This is a genomic window from Phyllobacterium pellucidum (assembly GCF_013327855.1).
In the GTDB taxonomy this organism is placed as follows: Bacteria; Pseudomonadota; Alphaproteobacteria; order Rhizobiales; family Rhizobiaceae; genus Phyllobacterium; species Phyllobacterium pellucidum.
The window spans coordinates 688,433-711,520 of record NZ_JABUMX010000002.1; the positions used below are offsets into that span (position 1 = coordinate 688,433).

A 23,088-nucleotide genomic window follows, 5' to 3' on the forward strand; every position below is an offset into this window, starting at 1 on the left:
TGTTTTGAATGAGGGAGATTGCGAAGGCGCGCAATCGCGTGCAAACTGCGCCGCAGAACTGAAATATGGGTCCTTTGCTTGAACAAGACGTTCGTCAGCGCCGACGATGTGGCAAAACGCGCGGGCGTGTCCCGCTCGGCTGTATCACGCACCTTTACCCCTGGGGCAAGCGTCTCGGAAGAAACGCGTCAGCGTGTCATGCAGGCAGCCGAGGCGCTCGGTTACCACGTCAACCAGCTGGCGCGCGGCCTCATGCGCAGCGAGAGCGGCATCGTCTGCCTCGTCGTCTCCGAAATGGATACGCCCTATCGTGCCCGCCTCGTACGCGCCCTCACCCATGAATTGCAGTTGGCCGGCAAGATCTCGATGCTAATCAACACCGACCGGTCGGACGGAAGCGTCGATACCGCCTTGCGGCAGACACTTCATTATCGTGCGGATGCGTCGATCCTGCTGTCCGGGCTGCCCGACAAGGCGATCACCAAACTCTGCCTCGATAGCGGCCAGCGCATCGTCCTGATCAACCGCGACGATGAGATCGAAGGGCCGTTTCGGATCAACCTCGATGATGGAGTGGCGGCGCGGGTCGCGGTCAGTGCCTTCCTGCGCGCTGGCTGCCGCCGATTGGCTTTTGCAAACTCGGCCGTAGGAACACCAAGCCTCATGGCGCGCGAGCAGGGCTTCGTGGCAGCGGCGAGGGACTTTGGCCTTGATGTAACTGTCGTTCGGCACGGCAACACCGTCTACGAAAGCGGAAGGACGATCGGCAGGACGCTGTTTTCCGGCCTTGAGCCTCCCGATGCGGTGTTCTGCGTCAACGACCTCATGGCGTTTGGCTTGATGGACGCGGCGCGCCATGAATTTGGACGGCGCATTCCTGACGATCTTTGCGTTGTCGGCTTTGACGATATCGAGCAGTCAGGATGGTCATCCTACGCCCTGACGACCTTCACCCAGCCCGTCGACGAGATCGTCAGAAACAGCATTGCCTGGCTGGTCAACGGCGACGCAAGCAGCCGCTCTGCTTTCCTCCATGCCCCGCTGATCTGGCGGAAAACCATCAGGGGCACGCGTAGAAACGGATAGAGCCAACGCCAGGCTAGCTGTCGGACGTCCCGGCGATGGTCAATCGCGCGCGGCCACGATGTTTGGATTGGTAGAGCGCACCATCGGCAAGATTTAGCAACTCTTCCGGCCCCTGCGGCTTCAGGCCCATTGGGGGATCGAACATCGCCATGCCTATGCTGACGGAAATTGCGCCCTGAGGACTTGCGGCGTGTTCGAGTTTCATGGCCGCCACGGCGTCGAGCATGGCGCCGGCGATTTCGGCGGAAGGTTGAAGCGCCCGTCCGGGAATAAGCGTCGCAAACTCCTCGCCGCCGAAACGAGCGACCGAACCGCCGTTCTGCTTGGCGACCTTGTTCAAGGCGCGCCCAACCTGAATGAGGCATTTGTCGCCGGCAAGATGCCCGTAGAAATCATTGTAGGCTTTGAAATGGTCGATATCGACCATGAGAACTGCCAATTGTTCACCAGTCTCGCTGGCGCGCTGAAATGCACGCCTCAACACGTGGTTGAATTTGCGCCGATTCGGAAGATTGGTCAGATGATCGCGCTCGGACTGGTTACGGAGCTTGCGGTTTGCTTCGAGGAGTTTCTGCTCCAGCGCCATGCGTTCCTGGACCATGGCCGAGAGTTCCGTCTCGACCCGCTTTTGCGCCGTAATATCGACGCTCGTTGCCAGCAGTCGCAGCGGGGAACCGTCGGGCCCATATTCGACGATCTTGCCGCGGCTTAATATCCAGATGTCACCGCCATCCGGACGCGACACCCGATAGGTTGCTTCGAACTGCGCCTTGCGCCCGCTGAGAACGTCTTCAAACGCCTCGATCGCCCGCTCCTTGTCGTCGGGATGAACGATATCCCACGCCACGCTTTCGCTCTCATGTCCGGCAGGATCGAGGCCGAGCAGCGTCCGATACTGCGGCGAGCGCCATACCCGCATCGTCGCAATGTTCAAATCCCATATCCATTGCCCCGCACTCTCAAGAGCGTAGGAGGTGCGCAACTCCACCTGTTGCAGCCGTTCCGCAATATCCTTCAGGTGGGTAATGTTGGTGTAAGCGACCGAAATGCCGGCGAATTCGCCAAGATCATTGGTGACGGTCGCCGCAGCAACCATGAACGATTCGCCGGTGACTTCGATCTGTGCGTCGGAAATCGAACCGCCGGAGAGCGCAGTGTTGATGGCTGCGCGCAGCAGTGATGCGTGGTCTGGAACGACGTCTTCCACGGACCGGCCCACGGCATTTTCGCCGGCAATGCCGAAGATACGGGAAAACCGGTCGTTGACCGTGACCAGAAAACCTTGACGATTGACATAGCAGAGCCCGACGGGAACCTTGTCATAGACTGCTTCGATCTGCAGCAGACGGTCGCTTCCGCGCTCATCGCCTCGGTCAAATGGTGCGTTTCGCGATTTGCTGATTGGCATCACTCAGGTATCCGACCACTACGAGATTGCCTCGCAGCACCTCTACCTTGGCGAGCGGAAGGCCAGACCGTCAAGGCAATTACTGAAATTTGAGGTTAATTAATTGTACCGAGCAACGACTGGTGCACCGCTGCCAAGATGATTAAGCTTGCCACGAGCGGAGAAGAAACATGGCGACAGATCACACCCACGAACATGATCACCCCATCGATTGGCGCGAGCACGGCGTCAAGGTTATCCCCGGCGATTCTCTCGACCCGAACACCGCGCAGACGCCTGGCATGAACCGCGCTGCAGCGATCGATCGGGCCCGGGCGGGGGCAGAGAAAATCTGGGCGGGTACCGTCACCATTCACGCCAATGCCAAGACCGGTGCACATCATCACGGCGACCTTGAAAGCATTATCTACGTGGTCAAAGGCCGTGCGCGCATGCGCTGGGGCGAGCGGCTGGAATATGTCGCCGAAGCCGGTCCGGGCGATTTCATTTTCGTGCCGCCTTACGTGCCGCATCAGGAAATCAATGCGAACGCGGACGAAACGCTGGAGTGCGTGGTGGTCCGCTCCGGTCAGGAGCCGATCGTGGTCAATCTCGACATCGATCCGGTGGAAAAACCGGAAGGGGTTGCATGGATCGATCCCATCCATCGCTGAGCGGCTGAATCAGCCAAGCCGCTGCAACTTCTCGAACCGCTTGACGAGCCGCTCGCGTTTCAATCGCGACAGGCGGAAAATCCAGAACATGCCGTCCAACTGATCGATCTCATGCTGCAGGCAAGTGGCAAGCAGACCACTCGCCTCTTCGCTCAACATGTTCCCGGCGAGATCCTGATAGCGCGCGCGGATCGTGGCTGGTCGCTCGATCTCGTCCGAGATGCCCGGCATCGACACACTGGCCTCCTCCCGCCGCGCAAGATCGCCTGACGACCATTCGATTTCCGGATTGATGTAGAAGCGCGGCCGACCGGACTCGATCTCGATCACGACGAGACGCAGTGGCACGCCGACATGCGGTGCCGTGATGCCAATGCCGGGGGCAGCACGCATTATAGCGAGAAGGTCCTGCGCCAATTCTTGCGTTGCCTCGCCGAAATCTGCAATGCGGTCGGCGGGCCTTCGCAAGGCTGGATCAGGGAACGTCAGGATTGGCCGAATCGCCATGAACATGCTCCAATGTGCGAACGCGACAGCGCGTCCATCCTGTTGCCTCAATTCCCGCCGAGGAAGCAAGCTTTACAAGCGTCGTCGCTACCGATAATCGACAAGGAAACCATGCGGCCATCCCTGCACTGTCGCGGAGGGCCCAACGAGGCGATTGAATGCCCGCCAGCAAGACGATAACCAAGCCGCAGGTGCTGCCGCGAGGAGCCGTGATCATGACGCTCCTCGTCCTTGCGACGATGATCGTCTCGTTCCTGGTCATGATGGGCATAACCAATATTTCGCCCACCAAACAGACGACCCAGCTGATCATTGCGGCCAATGCGGTATCGATTCTCGTCCTGATCTATTTGTCCTACGCGACGCTGAAGAAGCTCTTTCTGTTCAAGAGCAAGGCAAAGCACAACGACCTTCACACCAATGTCGCGATGATCTTCGCCTTGATCGCCTCGATACCGTCGATCATCGTCGCCTGTTTCTCGCTCATCGTCCTCGACCAGCGAATGGATTCATGGATCAACAACCAGAACAACCAGATTATCGACATGTCCATCAAGGCGGCGCAGTCCTACACCGAGGACAACGCCCAAAGCCTGCTGACGACGACGCTTTCCATGGTGATCGATCTCGACCAGCGCCGCATGCTCTACAGTCTCGACCGCGGCGCCTTTTCGGACTGGCTCACCTACGACGCCGGCCGCAACAATCTGCTCGGCGCGTCCCTGGTCAAATCGGATGGGGAGGTTGTGGTCGCGGCCAACCTCATCAACGATCATTCCCTGCCGGACGCCCCGATCGAGGCCCTGCGAAGTGCCGCGGGCGACAAGCCGGTTCTGATACCGCCGGGCGACACCAATCTTGTCGGCGCGGTGATCAAGACACATGCCCTGCCCGATCTTTACCTCTACACCATTCGCTCGGTCGATCGCTCTGCGCTCGAAAATATGCGGGTGATGACAGACAATAATGCCGAATACCAGGCGCTGGCGAGCAACCGGTCCACTACCCAGATCGCCTATGCCTTGCTGTACATCGAACTCACCCTGCTCTTGCTGCTCACCGCCGTGTGGAGCGGCATTGCTGTTGCCAATCGCGTCGTCCTGCCGATCCGCCAGCTGATCGGCGCTGCCGAAGACGTCGCGACCGGCAATTTCGACGTTTCCGTCCCCGTACGCGGTTCGGATGGCGATATCGGCTCTCTGTCGCACACGTTCAACAAGATGGTCGAGCAGTTGAAAACGCAACACAGCGACCTGATTTCGGCCAAGGACGAGATTGACGAGCGGCGGCGCTTTACGGAAGCGGTCCTATCGGGCGTTACCGCAGGCGTCATCAGCGTCAACAGCGAGGGGATCATCGCGGGTCTTAACCGTCCGGCCGAACAGATGTTGGCGGTCGACGCATCGCAGGCCGTTGGCCAGAGCCTCGGCCTTATCCTGCCGGAAATCGGCGCCGTCTTCGACGTGGCGCGGGATAATGGACGTTCATCCAGCCGCAAGCAGATCAGCATTACCCGCAGCGGCGTCGCGCGTTCGTTGAACGTACAGATCACGCGCGAAGACGCCGACATCAAGAACACCTCATATGTGGTGACGGTCGATGACATTACCGATCTCGTCGCCGCGCACCGCTCGTCCGCCTGGGCGGATGTAGCGCGCCGGATCGCCCACGAGATCAAGAATCCGCTGACGCCCATCCAGCTTTCGGCGGAACGCATCCGCCGTCGCTACGGCAAAGTCATTGTCGAGGATCGTGCGGTATTCGACCAATGCACCGAGACGATCATTCGCCAGGTTGGCGATATTGGTCGGATGGTCGATGAATTCTCCGAGTTTGCTCGTATGCCCAAGCCGCAGCTGGCGGCAACAGATATTCGCACTGTATTGCGCGATGCCTCGTTCCTCGTCGAGATCAGCAACAATCAGATCAAGTTCGAACATGAGATAGCCGACGAACCGCTGGTCGGCAATTTCGACAGCCGCCTGCTCGGCCAGGCATTTGGCAACATCATCAAGAATGCATCCGAGTCCATCGAGGCGGCGTTGCAATCCGGCGCTGTCGAGACCGGCTATATTCTCGTTCGCGCAAAGAGTGCAGGCGCTTCCATCACCGTCGAGGTGCTCGACAATGGCAAGGGCCTGCCCAGCGAGAACCGTCACCAGCTTTTGGAACCTTATGTGACGACGCGCGAAAAAGGGACCGGCCTCGGGCTCGCCATCGTCAAGAAGATCGTCGAGGACCATGGTGGGCATCTCGAAATGCTCGATGCGCCGGCTAATTTCCACGGCGGTCGGGGCGCCCTCGTGCGCATGGTTTTTCCGCGCCTGGCCGAGGCAGCTGCCGCCTGAAAACCGCCAATATCGGAATCTTTTCATTCGCTATCAAAATGTGATTATCGCCATTGCAACACAAATTGAACGCCTAGATTGAAAGCGCTATAATCCGAAACGTTGAGACCGGAATGACGGAATTAAGCCTTCTGCCACGCCGGTTTGAGCAATGATCATGACAATTTGAAATACAAGCTGGAAGCCAAAATCAGCGGTGGTTGTTCGTGATTTTTTTGAGAACGGGCCGGTTAACCGGTTTTGCTCAGGAGGATACAGGGCGATGATGTTGCGGCATACAAAGGAAAACGGCGATATCGCCAATTGGATGACCTGCTCTATCTGCCTGTTCGGCGCTTTGGCAGTTGCAGCGATCATCCTCGCGATTTGATCTCCGGATAACGTCCGGTTGGCTTTCGTTGCGGCGCAAGTCGATTGCGCCTAACAAATTTGTGCGGGTCAGGTTTCCTTGGAGACTTGGCCCGTATGGCTTTGTAGGCCGCGGCGCATTTGAATCTCGACCGATTTCGCTGCCCTCCAGACGTGCGATAAACCATTTTAATCGGTACGATTGATGGAACCAATGCAACCATAAATAGTTTAATGTGCGCGATTGACCGGAAGTCTGCTCTCCAGCATGCGCTTTCGCGACGAGACATAATGTTGAATTGGGGAAATCGTGGACATTCCACAAAGCAATTTTGCGGCTTCTCTCGAAGCACTGCACGGATTGGACAGCTACAGCCGGGACTCGATCATCATGGAGTTGCCGGTGGCCGTGTATACGACGGACAAGTCCGGCATCCTTACATTCTATAACAAGGCGGCGGCGGAACTTTGGGGCCGCATGCCTGAAATCGGCAAGGAACGCTGGTCTGGAGCGCTCCGCCTGTATTGGCCGGATGGAACGGCAATGCAGCACGATGAATGCCCCTTGGCGACTACCTTGCGCGAGGAGTGCGAGGTGCGCGACGTCGATGCCATCGCCGAGAGGCCCGATGGAAGCCGCATCGCTTTCATGCCGTTCCCTGTGCTGCTGCGCAACAAGCAAGGGGAGATTGTCGGCGCGCTCAATATGTTGCGCGATATCACTGAACAGAGACGTGATGAAGCGATGGCCGAACGCCTCGCCGCTATTGTTGAATCGTCCGACGATGCGATTATCAGCAAGGATCTTTCGGGCATGGTCACGACGTGGAACAAGGCGGCCGAGAGGATATTCGGCTACACCGCCGAAGACATGATCGGCCGATCTATCACGACAGTTATCCCGCCCGATCGGCTATACGAAGAACCCGGCATTGTAGAGCGCGTACGCAACGGCCAGAGGATCGATCACTATGAGACAGTCCGGCAGCGCAAGGACGGCACGCGCATCCATGTCTCACTCACTGTATCACCTGTAAAAAACGCTTCCGGACGCGTGGTCGGTGCATCGAAAATCGCCCGCGATATTACCGACAAGAAGGAGAGCGAAGAGCGGATTTTGATGTTGATGCGGGAGGTAAATCACCGCGTCAAAAATCAGTACGCCGTCATTCTTTCGATGATCCGCGAAACCAGCAGCCGGACCACCGATGTCGTCGAATTCGAACAGCAGATCCGCGAGCGGATCATGGCACTTGCCCGGTCTCACGATTTGTTGGTTCACGCGACGTGGCGCGGAGCGACGCTTTCCGATCTTTTGCTTGAGCAGATCAAGCCTTTCGGCGACGAAAATCGGCTTACCATGACCGGACCGTCCATGGTTCTGCAACCCAACGCCGTCCAGTATCTCGGGATTGCATTCCACGAACTGGCGACGAATTCTGCGAAATACGGCGTCTTCTCATCGGAAACCGGTGAGATCAATGTGGACTGGTTCGTTGGCGACGAGGGCAAGACCTTCTACCTCGCCTGGACCGAAACAGGCGGGCCACCGGTCAAGCTCGGCCGCACGCGCGGCTTTGGCAAGACGGTACTCGAGCGGATAACGCCCTTGTCGCTGGGCGGCGAAGGCATGCTCGAACAGTCCGTCAATCGCATTGTCTGGACAGTGCGTGCGCCCATGGAGAATATCCGGGCAGCTTCCGTCTAACCAGGCGTCTTCACCCCTTTTGATTAGGTCGGCACGCTGGAAAGAGGTTGTGGGCGCGTGTATCCTCCGCTGCACAAAAATGGGGGACTACAATGCCGAATATTTCTCAACTCTTCTTCAAGTCTGCCGTCATCTGGTTGCTGATTGGCATAGCCGCCGGCCTGCAGATGGGAATGTCGGGCAATCACACGGTGATCGCGGCCCACGCCCACATCAACCTGCTCGGATGGGTCACGAGCGCCATTTTCGGCGGTTACTACGCACTCAATCCGGCCAAGGCAGCCAAGCGATTGGCCTTCGTCCATTATGCCGTTTACATGCTCGGCCTTATCGTGATGCTGCCGTCGCTTTACTTCATGGAGCGTGGCAACATGCAGCTTGAGCCGTTGGTCGGGATAGGTTCGATGGTTACTTTCCTCGGTGTCCTGATCTTCGCGGTCGTGATGTTCTCGCGCGAGAGCGTGGCGGTCCGCCAGGCCCGCGCTTGAGAAAGTCGGATCGGCTCAGGCCGGTCCGACGGATTTGCCGATCTCATCGACATGATGCTGGATGCTGAGCCGATCCAGTGACGCAAGCGGAAGATTGACGAATATCTTCAGGCGCCGGTCGAGTTCGCTCATCATGCGGCTGAACGCCTGCTTGCGCTCCCAGGGTTCGTCCTCGGACAGGAGCGGGTCCGGGCATTCCCAGTGCGCAGTCACGGGGACGCCCGGCCATTCGGGCATGGCTTCGCCATGGGCGCCATCATGCAGGGTGAAAACGAAATCGAGTTCACGGGCTCCTTCCAGCCCAAACTCGCTATAATGCTTGGGACGCAGGCCCTCGACCGAAAAGCCCGTCTGCTCGAGCAATTCGCGCGCTTCAGGGTTTATTTCGACATCAGGATCCGTTCCGGCGCTGTAGGCGACGAAATGCGGCTTGCCCAGCCGGTTGAGCAGTGTCTCGGCAACGACGCCCCTGACCGAATCGCGATGCGAAAGAAACAAGACATGAAATACTTTATCGTCGCCCATCGCTCACTCTCTCCAAATAAAATGCGCGTAGTGCGTATCATGCTGCAGTAATGTGACAGCCGTTCAACAACGGCCAGCGCTGCGATCGCACGTCACCGGAGCCATGTTTGTAGCCCCCCAAACCGCCTGATCGGATCGGACAACGGTTCAACGCCGCGGTTTTTTAATTGCTGCGTTCAGGTTGGTGTCAGGAAACCAGTGAATGCCCCTCCTTTCGAAGAGCCTGGACAGAACCGGCTCGCGCATCAACCAGGAGTGCGGGGTAGTTCACCTTGTCAGTTACAACGCGTCAATTCGACAGACGTCTTGCACGTCCGAAAATCGGAAGCGTTCCGCTCACTATCATAACCGCGGTGTTTATTCTCGCGTCCGCGAACTGGACGTTCTGGGAGAAATCGGCTGCCTATTTGCACGGTCAGCCGGCCGCCCTCGCATTTCTGGTCGTTGGCATCGCTTGTGGATATGTAGCGCTCTTTCTCGCCTTCTCGGTCAAGTTCGTCATCAAGCCTGCCCTGATCTTCTTCGTGGTCGTCAGCGCGCTTGGCGCCTGGTTCATGGATCACTACGGCGTCATAATTGACGTCGAAATGCTGCAAAGCGCCGTGGATACCACCAATGCGGAGGCCGGCCATTTTCTGAACATTCCGTTTGTCGTTCATATGATCACATGTGCGTTGATCCCCTCGGCAATCATCGCCTGGCCGCGTATTGTACATCGACCCTATCTTCAGAAATTGAAGTGGAACCTTGCGGTCATCGTGCCTGCGCTCCTCGTTCTGGGCGTCGCGGCCCTGATCAATGCCAGCACCTACATGTCGCTGATACGTGAACACCGGGATTGGTTCGGAACGCTCAATCCGCTCGCCCCGATCGTGAACACCGTGAAGCTTGCCATCCGGGAAACCAAGGACAACAACATTATTGTCAAGCCGCTTGGCCAGGACGCGCACGTGGTTGGGCCGGCCGCCGGCACGCGCAAGCCGCGCGTCACCATAGTCATTGCCGGCGAAACCGCGCGCGCCGAGAGCTTTTCGCTTGGCGGCTATGGCCCAGATACCAATCCGGAACTCGCCAGGCAGGACATCACCTATTTCAGCGATACGTCGAGCTGTGGCACGATTACGTCGGTTTCGCTGCCCTGCATGTTCTCGCAATTTACCCGCAAGGAATATACGCATCAGAAGGGCATCGAGAACGAGAACCTTGTCGACGTACTGACGCACGCGGGCATCAATGTCGAATGGTGGGACAATAATACGGGCGACAAGGGCGTGGCGGCCCGCATCAAATCCCAACAATTGTTCAAGTCGGATGATCCGAAATTCTGCAAGGGCGGCGAATGCCTCGACGCGATCTTCCTCGACCGCCTCGATGCGTGGCTCGACAGCGTCAAGACCGACTCGGTGCTCGTCATGCACCAGTTGGGCAGCCACGGCCCCGCCTACTATCTCCGCTATCCGGATGAGTTCCGGCGCTTCACGCCGGACTGCAGGACCGCCGAATTTGCCACATGCTCGCGCGAAGAAATCATCAATGCCTATGACAACTCAATCCTTTACACCGATCATTTGCTGTCCACAGTGATCGACCGGCTCAAGTCGCGGGAGACACAAATTTCACCGTCCATGATCTACATGTCCGACCATGGCGAATCGACCGGCGAGTTCGGCCTCTATTTGCACGGCGCGCCCTATATCGTCGCGCCGTCACAGCAGACCCATGTTCCCTACGTATTGTGGCTCGGCAAGGACGAGAAGGCGCAGATCGACGGCGCGTGCTTGCAGAGCGAGGCGGTGAAGAAGCAATCGCACGACAACCTCTTCCACACGGTGCTCGGGATGATGCATGTCGAGACGTCGGTCCATGACAACGACCTCGATACGCTCGCCCCCTGTCGCAGCGGAACGAGTTGACCGAGGGCAGCAGCCCAAAACTTGACTTGAAAAGGTTTCCCGCGCGGTCGATCCTGTGAGCAGGAAAAATCGCAGAAGGGAATGAGGCATTTGCGGGTCCTTCTTGTTGAAGACGACGCGACTCTCGGGGCGGCCGTGCGCGACCACGTGATGCACGGCAATCACGCCGTCGACTGGATGCAGCATCTGGAAGACGCAAAGGTGTCGATGCGCGTAACGAACTACGATCTCGTGCTCCTGGACATCAGACTACCGGACGGGAACGGGGTCGATTTCCTGACAGAGCTCAGGGCCAACGGCGACGCGACGCCGGTGATAATCCTTACGGCGCACGACCAGATTTCCGAGCGTATCCGCGGACTCAACGCCGGCGCAGACGACTATCTCGTCAAACCCTTCAATCTCGATGAATTGACGGCGCGCATGCATGCCGTGGCGCGGCGCCATTCCGGACGCCCCGACGAGGTCATACGGCTCGGCTCGCTGCACATTCACATCGCCGACCGCAGGGTGACCTCGGCCAACCAGGAGATTACGCTTTCAGGGCGGGAATGGGCGGTGCTCGAACGGCTGCTTGCCCGCATTGGCGCCATCGTTTCAAAAGCGCAGATCGAAGAAACGCTCTATGCGTTCGGCTGGGAAATCGAAAGCAATACCGTCGAAGTCTATATCAGCCGCCTGCGCAAGAAGCTCGGGCGGCAATATGTGGCAACTGTGCGGGGCGTCGGCTACCGGATTGAAGGTCGCACATGAAACGCTATGGCATGACGCGCCGCCTGATCTTGTCCCTTACGGCTACGCTCATCGCGTTCTGGCTCATTGCGGTAACGGCCGGGGTCCTCGTCATGCAGGATGAATTCGGTGAAATATTCGACAGTTCCTTGAAGGAAACCGCGGAAAGACTGACGCCCCTTGTCGTCGATGATATTCTTCAGAGCAAAACCACCACCGTGCCGAGGCGCTTGCAGAATCTGACGGCGTCTCCAGAGTCGAGTTATCTCACCTACCAGGTCAGGGACGCGGAGGGGGGGGTGATTCTGCACTCGGAGGACATTCCACCCACGCCATTTGCGGCCCCGCTCAAGCGAGGATTCTGGGAAAACGACGCATCTCGCTTCTATACCGTGCAAGCAGTCAACGACACGATTTTCGTTCAGGTCGCGGATGACAATGCGCATCGCGAAGAAGCAGCGATCGAGGGCGGGCTTGCCCTGTTGCTTCCTCTCCTCGTGCTTATTCCGGTCGGCATATTCGTCGTCTGGTTGGTCGTTCGCCTGTCGTTGCGGCCAGTCAACGAGTTGCGCGAGGCCATCGCCAGCAAGGATGGCGGCAACCTTGCTCCCATTGCTTCGATCGCCCTCCCCCGCGAACTGCAGCCGATCGTCCATTCCGTTAACCGGCTGCTGGCGCGATTGCGTTCCACACTCGCGGCCGAACGGGAATTTACCGCCAACAGCGCGCACGAACTGCGAACCCCCCTCGCCGGCGCACTCGCGCAGACGCAGCTCTTGAAGAAACACGTTCGTAGCGAAGAAGCCAAATCACGCACCGTGCACATCGAACAGTCGCTCCAGGAGTTGAGCGGACTTGTCGAAAAGCTCATGCAGCTGGCCCGGGCCGAGGCGGGGCTTGGCTCCGCGGACGAGGTGGTTGATCTCGCAAAGGTCCTTGACGTGGTGGTCGGTGATTTCCAGCGCGCAAGCATAGCGCCAGATCGCATCAACTATGTGCGCGACGCGGGCGCTAAGCTCAAGCGCCGGATAAACGAGGATATCTTTGCCATCGCGCTGCGCAACCTGATCGAAAACGCGCTTCATCATGGAAATCAGAACGAGCCTGTGCTTGTGCATCTCGAAAGGGGCGGCAAGATTCGCATTGCCAATGGCAGCCCCATATTGGGCAAGGAAGAGATTGTGCGAATCCAGAAGCGCTTCAGTCGCGGCGAAACCTCCCGCGGTTCAGGGCTTGGCCTTGCTATCGTTATCGCTCTCGCAGCACAGATGAACGCGACCTTGAACCTGTTGTCGCCGGCAACGGGTCGCAGCGACGGGTTCGAAGCGGTTCTGACCTTCAATGGCGACAGGGAGGAAGTTGGCTAGACCTGTTGATTCTCAGCATCAGGAGCCGGCTATTCTTATCAGCCACAACCAAGGTGACTTTGCCGCCCGTTTCTGGAATGCTAGGTTGCAGAAGTGGCGTCGACTCCTTTCGAAGCAGGTGGACATGAACGATGTGAAGATTGCTCGCCGGGGACTGTTAATGTCCGGCCTGGCACTGATGGCTACGGGTTGCGCACCCATTTCCTTTGCCTACCCGGTCGGCGGAGGCGGCTCCTACTATCTCGAGCCCCGTCTCCGGCGCCAGCGCGTTGCTTATACGGGAGGCGAAGCGCCAGGTTCGCTGGTCATCAATACGGATGAGCGCTACCTCTATGCTGTCGAGGGCGACGGATCTGCAATGCGCTACGGCATTGCCGTCGGCCAGGAAGGGCTCACCCTCAAGGGACGGGCAGAGGTGGGCCGCAAGCAGGAGTGGCCCTCATGGACGCCGACGGCCAGCATGATCCAGCGCAAGCCGCGCCTCGCCCAATATGCTGGCGGTGTTCCCGGCGGCCCCGAAAACCCGCTCGGCTCGCGTGCCCTCTATCTCTACCAGAACGGCAAGGACACGCTCTTCCGCGTGCACGGGACCAACGAGCCGTGGTTGATCGGACAGGCCGTTTCGAACGGGTGCATAAGATTGACCAATGAGGACGTTGAGTATCTCTACGATGCCACGCCCGTTGGTACGCCGGTACTGATCATCTAGCGGCTTCCATCAGGGTTCTGACATGGACAGCATATGTTTGGGACTGCATGCTTCGCGGTCCCAAATGCTGCGGAATGTCGACAATCGGCAAATTAACCCTGATGTGGCAAATCGGACACTATGCCAGTGATTCCGGCACCTTACCCTAGCGTTCATTACTATTTATGGTAGCATGACATTGTTGGCCTACTCGCCTTTGAGGAGAAAGGATTGTCACATGAAGAGAATTCTGATCACTGCAGTTGCCGTGATGACGGTCGCCAGTTTGAGTGCCTGCGGGTCAATCGGTAAGGGCAAAGCCCCGCCGCCTGAGCCAGCTCCGGCTGTAATTACCAAGTAATTGATTCGCTCGTCCGCATGGGGGAAGTTTCACGCGATTCTTTCCCCATCGGCACGTGATTCGGGCTGAACGCGTCTCACGGTTCCAGGCGGTCTTACATAGAATTATAGCAGGCATGTTTTGCCTTCATGCCTACGCTCTTCGGAGTTCAGGAAAGATATGACGCTGTACAGTGGTCGTCTGTCGGTTGCGGTTCTGTTTGCTGTCGCAGTAGCAGGATGTGCGCCGGATGCTGCAATTAAGCCGAATGTCGTGTCCTATAATAATACGGGTTCCGTGGGTGCTCCGCCTTCCACGTCGGCCCAGGGCACTACAACACGAACGTTACCGCAGGCCCAAGGGCCTTATTATATCGAGTTCCGTTCTCGTTACGCACTTAGCTACGGTCACACCTACGTTATCTTCGGGCGGCTCGACAAGTCGGGACGCGTGCTTGATCGCGAGGTTGCAGGCCTTCATCCGGCCTCCAACAGTGCCGTTCCCTATGTGCTTGGCCACTATATTCCCGTGCCGGCGGAAACCGGGGCGAGCGATGGCGACCTTGACGACAGATACAGGTCCGCAAGCTGGCGTGTCACGCTGAGCGAGGCCGAATACACCAAGGTGGTTGCGTTTATACACGATCTGCAAAAGCGCTCCCATTACTGGCAAGCGACAGTGTATAACTGCAACGCATTCGTTGGTGAAATCGCCCGGTCGATGGGTTACAAGACGCCCGGCATCTGGCTACGCCCCCAACAGTTCGTGACGCGGCTGCGCGAGATGAACGGCGGACCTAATGCCGTCGGATATACAGGACCGGCAGGTTAGATTTTGAGAGGAGCGCATTGTTCCAGGGTCTCGCGGCCCACAAAAGTCGTGGCTGTTGCCATTCGTGCGGCTTATGTTGGCCGGGATCGCAGAAAAGGCGCCAGTGACCTAGCGTGAACATGTCCATTGCCTCAATCGGCGAGATCATATGGGTGCTCGGCATCGTTGCCTGGTACGTGATCCGCTATCCGTTCGAGCGCCGTGCGCGGCGGGTTCAAGTCACGCGCAATGCGCGCACCCTCACCGACAGGATGGGGCTTGGCATCGCATTCTTTGGCCTTGCCATCGTCCCCGGCTTCTACGTAGCGACCGGCATTCCCAAATCCGCCGATTATAGCCCCTACGCCTTCGCGATCGTGCTTGGAGCGATCACAATGCTGCTCGCATTGTGGGTGTTCCGCAGGTCGCACAAGGAGCTCGGTCGCAACTGGTCGATCACGCTGGAGATACGCGAAAAGCACAAGCTCGTCTCATCGGGGCCCTATGCTTTCGTCCGCCACCCCATGTATACGTCGTTCCTTCTCATCGCGCTTGGCCAGGCGTTCCTGCTGGGGAACTGGGTTGCGGGCCTTGCCGGCCTCGTTGGCTTTTCGATCCTGTTTTTTCTGAGGGTAACCAAGGAAGAGCGTATGATGCTGGAGAATTTCGGCCCAGAATACCGCGACTACATGGAAAGGACGAAGCGACTTATCCCTTATCTCTATTAGAGGTCACAATATGCGAGGCCGAGCCCTCAAGCTTTCAGCGCCCCGGCGCCTGGTCAACGACCTCATGCGGTTCTCGATCGCTGTACCAAGGGTGACCGTACAGCGACAGATGAACCTTGGTCCGCTGTTGCGGGCAAGGATGTCGCAAAGCGTCAAGCCTTCCTGGACCGTTCTTTTCCTGAAGGGTTATGCGCTTCTGTCGCAGGAAACGCCGGACCTGCGCCGCGCCTATGTCAAATTGCCATGGCCGCAACTTTATGAATATCCGGTCAGCGTCGCATCCATTGCGCATGAGCGCGACTATAATGGCGAACAGGCGGTCCTGCTCAGCCGGATCAAGGACCCGGAGCACCGCTCGATCCCCGAGCTCGACGCCTCGATCAGGGACGTGCGCTCGCGGCCGGTGCTTGAAGTCAAGGAGTTTCGTCGTGCCTTGAAGATTGCACGTTTGCCGGGCCTTATCCGCTGGCCGATGATGTGGCTGGGTCTTAATATCGGCCGGCAGCGGCCGAATTACTTTGGCACGTTTCAACTCTCCGTCTATTCCGGCCTCGGCGCCGAATCGCTCAATCCGCTGACTCCCCTGACGACGATCTTCAACTACGGCCTGATCGGCGAGGATGGATCGGTGACCGTGCGTATTCATTACGACCACCGGGTCATGGACGGAGCCAACGTCGCCCGCGCGCTCGAGCGGTTCGAAGCCATCCTCAACGGGGCTGTGGCTGACGAGGTAAAGCAGCTTGCGCAGGGTGGCGTCGTTAAAGTACTGCGGGAGGACCGAAGCCAGTGACATCGACGCGCTGGCTTCTCGATGAAGCGATGAAAAGAATGAGTTGGGAAGGTGCCGAAGCTGCCCCAAGGGTGGTTTCGCGGGCAATGACATGAATTCACAGGCAGATTTTAGACCCGCCGTTGTCGTCATCGGGGCGTCTGGCGGCATAGGTCGCGCCATAGCGCGCGTGGCCGCCCGCGATGGCGGACCGGTTGTCCTCACTGCGCGTTCGATCGAGGGATTGAACGCGGCCGCGGCAGAGGTGCGCGATGCGGGCGGCGAACCCTTCACCCTGGCGTTGGACGTGCTCGCCCACGACTCGACCACGCAGGTTGCGGAATTCCTCGCGAGGAACGGGCTTTATTGCGATGTGCTCGTCAACAGCGCCGGTTACGGCCTGCGCGGCGCAGCGATTGGTCTTCCCATGGACGATCAACTCGGTATCGTCGACCTCAACATTCGCGCCCTCACCGAGCTTACCCTGTATTTCCTGCCGCAGATGGTGGCCCGCAAGCGTGGCGGCGTGATCAATCTGAGTTCCGTGGCAAGCTTCACGGCCGGGCCCTACATGGCGCTGTATTATGCCAGCAAGGGTTTCGTGCGATCGTTCTCGCAGGCGGTGCATCAGGAAGTGCGCCGGTCCGGCGTCACCGTCATGTGCCTTGCGCCTGGTCCGGTATCGACGGAATTTTACGCAACGGCCGGGGCGAGACATGCCTCGATCTTCACGCTCCTGCCCATGCTCGACGCCCAATACGTCGCCGAACAGGCGTGGCGCGGCTTCAGGTCGGGTCGTCGGATCGTCATTCCGGGGCTGTCGGCCAAGCTTGCCGTCTATGCGGCAAGGCTATTGCCTGCGAGCTTGCTCTTGCCGCTGATTGCCCGCCTGCAGCGCAGCGGCAACGATCCATGCCCCTGCGGATCGGGCAAGAAATACAAGAAATGCCACGGCGCACGCCATAAATAGCGGCCGAAACCGGCGACCAAGGCCGCATTTCCCCTGCGACAATAAAGTTAGCCCGCGAATAGATTTTCGCGTTGCCGTGCCCATTCTTGCCGAAATTCTAGTGTAACGGCTGACTCAACACGAAAACAGAGTGCGCGTCATTCAACGCGCTTCACATGACAATTTTTGGACTGGAGAGACCCTTGTTGAACGCAAGACAAGCCCTTTGCACCCTTCTCCTGGCCGGTGCGCTGACGACTGCAGCGATGGCCGAAGCACAGGAGATCGCAGGGACCTATGTGAATGAAACCGGCCGCACGAAAGTGAAGATCAGCGACTGCAATAGCGGCGTTTGCGGGACGATCGTGTGGATGAACCAGCCGGTCAACGACATCAATAACCCTGACGCGTCCAAGCGTGACCGCCCGGTTGTCGGCCTGCAGGCCGTGTCGATGAAAGCCACCGGCCCCGGAACCTATGCCGGAACGCTCTACGATCCGGAAACCGGCAAGACCTATTCAGGCAAGGCAAGGGTTGCCGGCAACGCTGTGGAACTTTCCGGCTGCGTTCTGGGTGGCCTCATCTGCAAGTCAGCTACCTGGCGTCGCGACTAGCACTTCAGCCGCCGTTACGGACAACCGGCACCAGAGTGCGCTTTTCCAGGCGGCCAGCGACGGTAAAGATCAGCACCTCGGTCTCTCTGCCGATCGTCTCGCCATGCATCAGGCGGACGATGTCATCGACGCCGCCGACAGGCTTGCCGTCGATCGCGAGAACGAAATCGCCTTCCTTGAGCCCGCCGAGTTCGGCGGGCCCTGCGGGCTCGATGCGCCGGATGCGCACCGACGTTGCGAGGCTCGTCCCCGCCTCAAGCGCAATCCTTCGCGGCAGTTCGATCGTATCGCCGGCTATGCCGATATAGGCGCGCCTGACGCGTCCATAGCGAAGTATCTCCGACACCACGAAGTTTGCGGTATTCGAGGCGACGGCAAAGGCAATGCTCTGTGCGCCCTGAATAACCGCCGTATTCACCCCGATTACCTCACCCTGTGACGAAACCAGCGGCCCACCGGAATTGCCGGGATTGAGCGCAGCATCCGTCTGGATGACGTCATCCATCAGCCTTCCGCTTGCAGCTCGCATCGACCGGCCCAGCGCCGATACAATGCCGGCCGTCACCGTCCATTCAAAGCCGAGCGGATTGCCGATGGCAATCGCAATATGGCCCCGGCGCAGCAGCTTCGAATTGCCAAGGCGCGCCCAGGCTTCGCCGCTCGTATTGGCCCGAATCAGCGCGATATCCGTGTCGACGTCGCTGCCGAGCACGGTGCCCTCGGTGACGAACCCGTCCGGCCGCGTGATACGCACGTGCCCGCTATCGCCGACGACGTGATTATTGGTGATGATCAGCCCGTCAGGCGAAATGGCAAAGCCCGAACCATGGCCGGCGCGGCCGCCGATACGCTCGATGCGATTGACCGCAGGCCCGACAATATCGACCGCCCGCGCTATCGATTGTGAATATGCATCCGTCAGCGCGCCGTCATCGACGGGCGCAATGTCCTTGTCTATGTAACCCATTATTGGATCCTCGCGCAGCGGCGACCATCGCCCCTGCCGCCAGCGGATCCATCGCATCGGATGGACCCGTCAAGGCATCGTTGTAATCCAATAAATGGAGAGGCCGCACGGAACGTTCAAGGTTTGGATATCCGCGCGGCTCGCCCGCCTTACAACGGAACCAGATCGTCAGGCTTCCACGTCTGGTCGTAGAACGTCTGGTCCGTCCCGTAGAGCCGCACGGCGACAAGAAACGCACGCTTTTCCAGGGTCTGGATCCAGTTGCGTTCCGGCGCCTGCGCCGGTTTCGTCGGTCCAAGATAGAGTTCGACCGACCCATCGGGATTGGTCTCCACCTTGTCGAACTGGTTGCGCGACGGAAAGGCCTGGCTCGTTTCTGGCATGGTACCATCGTGCGGGTTATAGACTGTCACCGCCCAATAGAGATGCGCCGGGATCTTCGGTGGCAGCCGCAGGCGATAACTGCGGCTACCCTCCAAAAGCTCGCCCTTCTCGTCGCGGAACGCGATCGGATATTTCGAGCCGAGCCCGACAATATCCGCCACCATGGCCGGCGCCGAGGAATAGGCCGCCTGGAAATAGGCGGCGCGGCTATCGAGCGATTGATAGCTTGAGCCGAAGAAGGCGTCATCGACGCCGCCCCAGCCATTCACATAATGCCGGTCCGAGTAGTAGGGCGCATTGGGGAGCCCTTCAGGCGTGATGCGCAGCGCGAAAATCGTGCGGGCGGCGGTCTCGACCGCATTGGTCAATATTTCCTTGCGCCTTGCATCCGGCGCGAAGGGCTGGCCCTTGATGATGCCGATGCTTGCGAGCATACCGCGCGTGACCGGATCGAGGCTTTCGGCCGGCTCGTAATCGATAAAGGCCTTCAGTTTTTCCCAATAGGCGAAATCGGTCGGATACATCATGTTGACGCGTACCGGCGACGCATTCGGAAACTCCATGCGCGGACGGTTGCGCTCGAGGCTGTAGAGCGGATAGACCCGGGTTCTCTCGGCCGTCGCCACCGCAACGGTCGTGTCCGGACCATCAGGGCCAGGCGCAAGCACCGTGCGGAAGAACAGGAACACATTGTACGTGCGCGAGCGGAAGGCGAAATAGCCTCCCGGAACCTGGTCATTGTAATCTGGCGGCAGGAGCAGATAGAGGCCGCCCCCGGCCTTGTCCGGTCCCGCCGCACCGACATCGGTCAAGGTGCGCTGGAAGAAATCCGTGAACATGCCGATGACGTTCGGCGGCGCGTAGACGACGAGCGGACCCGTCTCCTTCAGGTTGAGATAGCTCATCGAATAGACGACGTCGCAGTTCGGCGTCGGCACCAGCGTCTTGGCGTTCATGCGATCCTTCCAGATCGGCAGCACGTTATAACCTTTGCCGAAGGTCGCCTCCGAACCATCGCGCATGCCGATGACATTGAGTGTCGGCAAAGTGAGCATGTAGGACTGGATGGCACGCTGCGTGAGCAGATCCTCGTAGAGCTTCTTGACCGTTGCGTCACTCGGCCAGGCGCCGTGATCGAGCTGTTCGACGAGGGGGGAAACAACCTCTGCTTCCGCCGTTTGCGGCAGCGCCTGCAGCGCCGCGAGCGCGCCGCCGCCGAGCATGAGGTTGCGGCGGGATATCCAATGTAGGCCCTGTTTTGAAACCATGGTCGTACCTCAAATTATGCCGTTCAATATGTTCTTGTCCGGCGATGTTGTAATCATAGTCCTGTCTTCAAATTCATTTTGCCTTGAGCACCGGTGGCGGCGACCAGCTATTGTCCATGATTTCGGCCTTCGGCGAATAGGCACGGATAAAGAGTTCGAAATCGCCCTTCGGCGCCGGCAACCAATTGGCAGCCTTGTCGCCTGCGGGCTTGCCATGCTGGACATAGATCGTCAGCGAACCATCTTCGCCATAGACGAGATCCTTGTTCTTGGTGCCGAGCGAGAAGCGGTTGATCTCATTGGGTGCGAAGAAGTGCTCGGCATCGTAGAGCGTCAGTGACCAGAACCCGTCAACGGGCGGAAGCTGACCCTTAGGGAAGGTAACGGTGTAGGCATGCTCGCCGTTGAGACGTTTCTTCTGCGAATCATATTCCTGGCCGAAATAGGCAGATTCGCGCCGGGGATTGACGAAGATATTGGCCTTGGCAGCCGCAGCGCGGCTGAAGTAGTCGGTACCGAACTCGGCGCCGTTCATCGGCGCGACCCAGTCATTGCCAACCGGCACGCCGGCATAGGAATAGCTGTGGATCTGCTTCATCAATTCCTTTTCGGTCTCGATGGCGGTTTCCTTCAGCGTGGCTGCCACCTCCGGATTCTTCGACGCGGCCTCGAGCAGCGAACCGAACCAGGCGTAAAGCGCTTCTTCGCCGGGCTGCGGCGGCACTTCCTTGAGGATCAGCGGCAACTCCTCGAAGAAGAGCTCGGGCTTGACCCACTGCGTCTCGCCACCGGCTCCCGCCTTGCCGCCGGCAGGATCGGCAAGCACCGGTATCTTGCTCCAGTCCTTGGTCTTCATCTTGCCGTCGAATTCGCTGAGCGGATAGGTCATGATCTGGCTGATGAGGGGCTGGATCGCGGCACGATCTTCCTTGGTGTCATCGAGAAATGCGCGCGGAATGATGTAGGCGAGATTCGTCGGCGAGCGGAAGACACCGGAAATTCCTGACGGCACGTCGCCTTTCCATTCCGGCCCGACGATCATGTAGAAGCCGGGCTTGCTGCCATAGAGCTTGCCCATGCCGCCGATGGTGTCGGTGCGTTGGTTTCCGAGCTGGTAGACCCAGAAGCGGTCGCCGAAATCCGGCACCTGAAAGACGATCGGTTCCTTTTCAAGCGCAAAGATGCCGAAACCGTAGACGACGTCCTGGTTGGGCGTGGCGACGCCGCGTTCCTCGGGCTTGATGTAATCGGTCAGCATCGTCACGCGGCCGATCGGCCCGACAGGCAGGATGCCATCGCCAAGGCCATTCTCCGGCACCTTGGAAAATACCATCTGGCGATTGTGCATGTTGACCATCGGCCAGCCCCAGAGATAGGCGATGCGAGCCATGTCCCGCACGTAGGCTTTCGGAAGGGTCGTGCCGGATATCGGGCCCTTGGGGATTTCCTTGCTGATCTCCGGAACAGCCGGCGACTGGGCGAAGGAGGAGACCGGAAAGACTGCAATCGATGAAGCTAAAATCAAAGTGCGTAATGAAATAGACCTGGTTGAAACCTGCATCTTGCTACCCTTTTTCCAACGTTTCCTGTCCGCGCCGAAACCGGCGCAGATAACATGCCAAACCTAACGATCCGCGACGATAACCAAAGTACGTAACAGTAACAAAATGCTGCAAAAGCGCATTTGCGCCCCGCATGCACGCTCCGGCAGACAGCCTCATCGGACCGTGAACTTCGGTCATATTTTGCTCAAGAGAAGTTGAACAACATTACACGTAATTCATTGTTTTCATGACGTTTTAGGGCGTAACGTCCGCTAACCGGCACGGTGGGTGCCGGTATGGGGACGGGACGAAACGGGTCCTTGTCTTGAACAATTGGCAAAGGCTCTTCTCGGTCTCGTCCGGCATAGATCAGGAGGAGATAAATGATGAAGAAATTGCTTCTGGTAATCTCTGCGCTGGCATTGACGACAGGCCTAGCCTCAGCCCAGGGACAACGCACCTACACCTCCACGGTGAAATCGGTTAGGGCCATGCACAGCCCCGATATGTTCAGCACGACGGGGACGATCGAATGGGTCAGTCCGCAATCAAGGACGGTGCAGCTGACGACGGGTACGAAGTACCAGTTGCCCGCAAATGCCGATTTCCGCGGCATCGCCGCCGGCGAGAAGGTGCGCATCACCTGGAAGGGCCAAGACCCCTATAATACGTCCTTCGGCAATGGTGAATCGGATGAATTCCACGCCGCGAAGATGGTGGTGGTTCACTGATCAATGGATAAGGGTTGAGCGGTGGTCGGAGGCCAAGAGGCCAACGGCCACCGGTCGATCTGGGAGTGTTTGGACGGGAAGAAAATGGTGGGCCCGGAGGGACAATCAAAAATTACTTCGGAATCAAGCGTTTAAGGTTCCGTATTCGCTCTTTTTGTAGCGAGGTTTTGTAGCTAGAATCAAGCGAATTACGAATTCAACGGAGCGGTG

23 protein-coding genes are annotated in these 23,088 nt (G+C 58.6%); 16 read left to right on the forward strand and 7 right to left on the reverse strand.

Annotated elements, in window-relative coordinates:
* Nucleotides 1-78: 78 nt before the first annotated feature.
* Entirely contained in the window at nt 79-1,086 is a 1,008-nt protein-coding gene (locus tag HQ945_RS11320; RefSeq protein ID WP_174208087.1) for a LacI family DNA-binding transcriptional regulator, read from the forward strand.
* Nucleotides 1,087-1,099: 13 nt separating this feature from the next.
* Here the strand turns inward: HQ945_RS11320 and HQ945_RS11325 are convergent, their stop codons facing one another.
* A complete protein-coding gene (locus HQ945_RS11325; RefSeq protein WP_174208088.1) occupies nt 1,100-2,494 on the reverse strand; it encodes a sensor domain-containing diguanylate cyclase in 1,395 nt (464 codons plus the stop codon).
* A 170-nt stretch (nt 2,495-2,664) separates the two neighbouring features.
* Here HQ945_RS11325 and HQ945_RS11330 point away from each other — a divergent pair, with 170 nt between their 5' ends.
* A complete protein-coding gene (locus HQ945_RS11330; RefSeq protein WP_091923697.1) occupies nt 2,665-3,147 on the forward strand; it encodes a cupin domain-containing protein in 483 nt (160 codons plus the stop codon).
* 9 nt (nt 3,148-3,156) lie between these two features.
* Here HQ945_RS11330 and HQ945_RS11335 read toward each other — a convergent pair whose 3' ends face one another.
* Nucleotides 3,157-3,654, reverse strand: coding sequence for a peptide deformylase (locus tag HQ945_RS11335; RefSeq protein WP_174208089.1), 498 nt, complete (start codon nt 3,652-3,654; stop codon nt 3,157-3,159).
* 158 nt (nt 3,655-3,812) lie between these two features.
* Here HQ945_RS11335 and HQ945_RS11340 point away from each other — a divergent pair, with 158 nt between their 5' ends.
* On the forward strand, nt 3,813-6,002 hold the full coding sequence (locus HQ945_RS11340) for a sensor histidine kinase (RefSeq protein WP_174208090.1): 2,190 nt from the start codon (nt 3,813-3,815) through the stop codon (nt 6,000-6,002).
* An 87-nt stretch (nt 6,003-6,089) separates the two neighbouring features.
* Here HQ945_RS11340 and HQ945_RS11345 read toward each other — a convergent pair whose 3' ends face one another.
* Complete coding sequence (locus tag HQ945_RS11345; protein ID WP_162737317.1) at nt 6,090-6,359, reverse strand: hypothetical protein; 270 nt, start codon at nt 6,357-6,359, stop codon at nt 6,090-6,092.
* A 301-nt stretch (nt 6,360-6,660) separates the two neighbouring features.
* On the opposite strand from HQ945_RS11345, the gene HQ945_RS11350 reads away from it, so the two are divergent.
* On the forward strand, nt 6,661-8,058 hold the full coding sequence (locus HQ945_RS11350; protein WP_113282373.1) for a PAS domain S-box protein: 1,398 nt from the start codon (nt 6,661-6,663) through the stop codon (nt 8,056-8,058).
* A gap of 92 nt (nt 8,059-8,150) precedes the next feature.
* The gene (locus HQ945_RS11355) at nt 8,151-8,546 is read left to right on the forward strand and encodes a hypothetical protein (RefSeq protein WP_027231976.1); all 396 of its coding nucleotides are present in this window, start codon (nt 8,151-8,153) and stop codon (nt 8,544-8,546) included.
* Between the two features lie 15 nt (nt 8,547-8,561).
* Here HQ945_RS11355 and HQ945_RS11360 read toward each other — a convergent pair whose 3' ends face one another.
* Complete coding sequence (locus HQ945_RS11360; RefSeq protein WP_113282374.1) at nt 8,562-9,071, reverse strand: arsenate-mycothiol transferase ArsC; 510 nt, start codon at nt 9,069-9,071, stop codon at nt 8,562-8,564.
* Between the two features lie 272 nt (nt 9,072-9,343).
* Between HQ945_RS11360 and HQ945_RS11365 the strand changes: the two genes are divergently transcribed.
* From HQ945_RS11365 to HQ945_RS11405, 10 genes are all read left to right on the forward strand, one after another.
* Nucleotides 9,344-10,984, forward strand: coding sequence for a phosphoethanolamine transferase (locus HQ945_RS11365; protein ID WP_027231978.1), 1,641 nt, complete (start codon nt 9,344-9,346; stop codon nt 10,982-10,984).
* Between the two features lie 90 nt (nt 10,985-11,074).
* Entirely contained in the window at nt 11,075-11,737 is a 663-nt protein-coding gene (locus HQ945_RS11370) for a response regulator (protein ID WP_091923998.1), read from the forward strand.
* Nucleotides 11,734-13,083: a sensor histidine kinase gene (locus tag HQ945_RS11375; RefSeq protein WP_113282375.1), complete on the forward strand. Its 1,350-nt coding sequence runs from the start codon at nt 11,734-11,736 to the stop codon at nt 13,081-13,083. The genes HQ945_RS11370 and HQ945_RS11375 overlap by 4 nt, the downstream gene beginning before the upstream one ends.
* Nucleotides 13,084-13,207: 124 nt before the next feature.
* Complete coding sequence (locus HQ945_RS11380) at nt 13,208-13,792, forward strand: L,D-transpeptidase (protein WP_113282395.1); 585 nt, start codon at nt 13,208-13,210, stop codon at nt 13,790-13,792.
* 217 nt (nt 13,793-14,009) lie between these two features.
* Entirely contained in the window at nt 14,010-14,132 is a 123-nt protein-coding gene (locus HQ945_RS22875; RefSeq protein ID WP_113282376.1) for an ABC transporter, read from the forward strand.
* A gap of 159 nt (nt 14,133-14,291) precedes the next feature.
* Nucleotides 14,292-14,942, forward strand: a complete 651-nt coding sequence (locus HQ945_RS11385; RefSeq protein ID WP_113282377.1) for a hypothetical protein — start codon at nt 14,292-14,294, stop codon at nt 14,940-14,942.
* A 119-nt stretch (nt 14,943-15,061) separates the two neighbouring features.
* Nucleotides 15,062-15,649, forward strand: a complete 588-nt coding sequence (locus HQ945_RS11390) for a protein-S-isoprenylcysteine O-methyltransferase (RefSeq protein WP_113282378.1) — start codon at nt 15,062-15,064, stop codon at nt 15,647-15,649.
* 10 nt (nt 15,650-15,659) lie between these two features.
* Entirely contained in the window at nt 15,660-16,442 is a 783-nt protein-coding gene (locus HQ945_RS11395) for a lipoamide acyltransferase component of branched-chain alpha-keto acid dehydrogenase complex (protein ID WP_113282379.1), read from the forward strand.
* A 91-nt stretch (nt 16,443-16,533) separates the two neighbouring features.
* The gene (locus HQ945_RS11400) at nt 16,534-17,391 is read left to right on the forward strand and encodes an SDR family NAD(P)-dependent oxidoreductase (RefSeq protein ID WP_113282380.1); all 858 of its coding nucleotides are present in this window, start codon (nt 16,534-16,536) and stop codon (nt 17,389-17,391) included.
* 185 nt (nt 17,392-17,576) lie between these two features.
* Nucleotides 17,577-17,984, forward strand: a complete 408-nt coding sequence (locus HQ945_RS11405; protein ID WP_246272641.1) for a DUF2147 domain-containing protein — start codon at nt 17,577-17,579, stop codon at nt 17,982-17,984.
* A gap of 4 nt (nt 17,985-17,988) precedes the next feature.
* On the opposite strand, the gene HQ945_RS11410 is transcribed toward HQ945_RS11405, so the two are convergent.
* From HQ945_RS11410 to HQ945_RS11420, 3 genes are all read right to left on the reverse strand, one after another.
* On the reverse strand, nt 17,989-18,951 hold the full coding sequence (locus HQ945_RS11410) for a S1C family serine protease (RefSeq protein WP_113282382.1): 963 nt from the start codon (nt 18,949-18,951) through the stop codon (nt 17,989-17,991).
* A 149-nt stretch (nt 18,952-19,100) separates the two neighbouring features.
* Entirely contained in the window at nt 19,101-20,558 is a 1,458-nt protein-coding gene (locus HQ945_RS11415) for a DUF1254 domain-containing protein (RefSeq protein WP_113282396.1), read from the reverse strand.
* 118 nt (nt 20,559-20,676) lie between these two features.
* On the reverse strand, nt 20,677-22,128 hold the full coding sequence (locus HQ945_RS11420) for a DUF1254 domain-containing protein (protein ID WP_246272643.1): 1,452 nt from the start codon (nt 22,126-22,128) through the stop codon (nt 20,677-20,679).
* 402 nt (nt 22,129-22,530) lie between these two features.
* On the opposite strand from HQ945_RS11420, the gene HQ945_RS11425 reads away from it, so the two are divergent.
* The gene (locus HQ945_RS11425) at nt 22,531-22,878 is read left to right on the forward strand and encodes a DUF1344 domain-containing protein (protein WP_027231989.1); all 348 of its coding nucleotides are present in this window, start codon (nt 22,531-22,533) and stop codon (nt 22,876-22,878) included.
* The last annotated feature ends 210 nt before the right edge of the window (nt 22,879-23,088 follow it).

Coding starts and splice junctions, on each gene's coding strand:
- HQ945_RS11380 (WP_113282395.1), top strand. CDS start 13,208: ATGAACGATGTGAAGATTGCTCGCCGGGGACTGTTAATGTCCGGCCTG.
- HQ945_RS11330 (WP_091923697.1), top strand. CDS start 2,665: ATGGCGACAGATCACACCCACGAACATGATCACCCCATCGATTGGCGC.
- HQ945_RS11340 (WP_174208090.1), top strand. CDS start 3,813: ATGCCCGCCAGCAAGACGATAACCAAGCCGCAGGTGCTGCCGCGAGGA.
- HQ945_RS11335 (WP_174208089.1), bottom strand. CDS start 3,654: ATGGCGATTCGGCCAATCCTGACGTTCCCTGATCCAGCCTTGCGAAGG.
- HQ945_RS11400 (WP_113282380.1), top strand. CDS start 16,534: ATGAATTCACAGGCAGATTTTAGACCCGCCGTTGTCGTCATCGGGGCG.
- HQ945_RS11385 (WP_113282377.1), top strand. CDS start 14,292: ATGACGCTGTACAGTGGTCGTCTGTCGGTTGCGGTTCTGTTTGCTGTC.
- HQ945_RS11375 (WP_113282375.1), top strand. CDS start 11,734: ATGAAACGCTATGGCATGACGCGCCGCCTGATCTTGTCCCTTACGGCT.
- HQ945_RS11360 (WP_113282374.1), bottom strand. CDS start 9,071: ATGGGCGACGATAAAGTATTTCATGTCTTGTTTCTTTCGCATCGCGAT.
- HQ945_RS22875 (WP_113282376.1), top strand. CDS start 14,010: ATGAAGAGAATTCTGATCACTGCAGTTGCCGTGATGACGGTCGCCAGT.
- HQ945_RS11325 (WP_174208088.1), bottom strand. CDS start 2,494: ATGCCAATCAGCAAATCGCGAAACGCACCATTTGACCGAGGCGATGAG.
- HQ945_RS11390 (WP_113282378.1), top strand. CDS start 15,062: ATGTCCATTGCCTCAATCGGCGAGATCATATGGGTGCTCGGCATCGTT.
- HQ945_RS11425 (WP_027231989.1), top strand. CDS start 22,531: ATGATGAAGAAATTGCTTCTGGTAATCTCTGCGCTGGCATTGACGACA.
- HQ945_RS11345 (WP_162737317.1), bottom strand. CDS start 6,359: ATGATCGCTGCAACTGCCAAAGCGCCGAACAGGCAGATAGAGCAGGTC.
- HQ945_RS11355 (WP_027231976.1), top strand. CDS start 8,151: ATGCCGAATATTTCTCAACTCTTCTTCAAGTCTGCCGTCATCTGGTTG.
- HQ945_RS11415 (WP_113282396.1), bottom strand. CDS start 20,558: ATGCTCGGCGGCGGCGCGCTCGCGGCGCTGCAGGCGCTGCCGCAAACG.
- HQ945_RS11410 (WP_113282382.1), bottom strand. CDS start 18,951: ATGGGTTACATAGACAAGGACATTGCGCCCGTCGATGACGGCGCGCTG.
- HQ945_RS11395 (WP_113282379.1), top strand. CDS start 15,660: ATGCGAGGCCGAGCCCTCAAGCTTTCAGCGCCCCGGCGCCTGGTCAAC.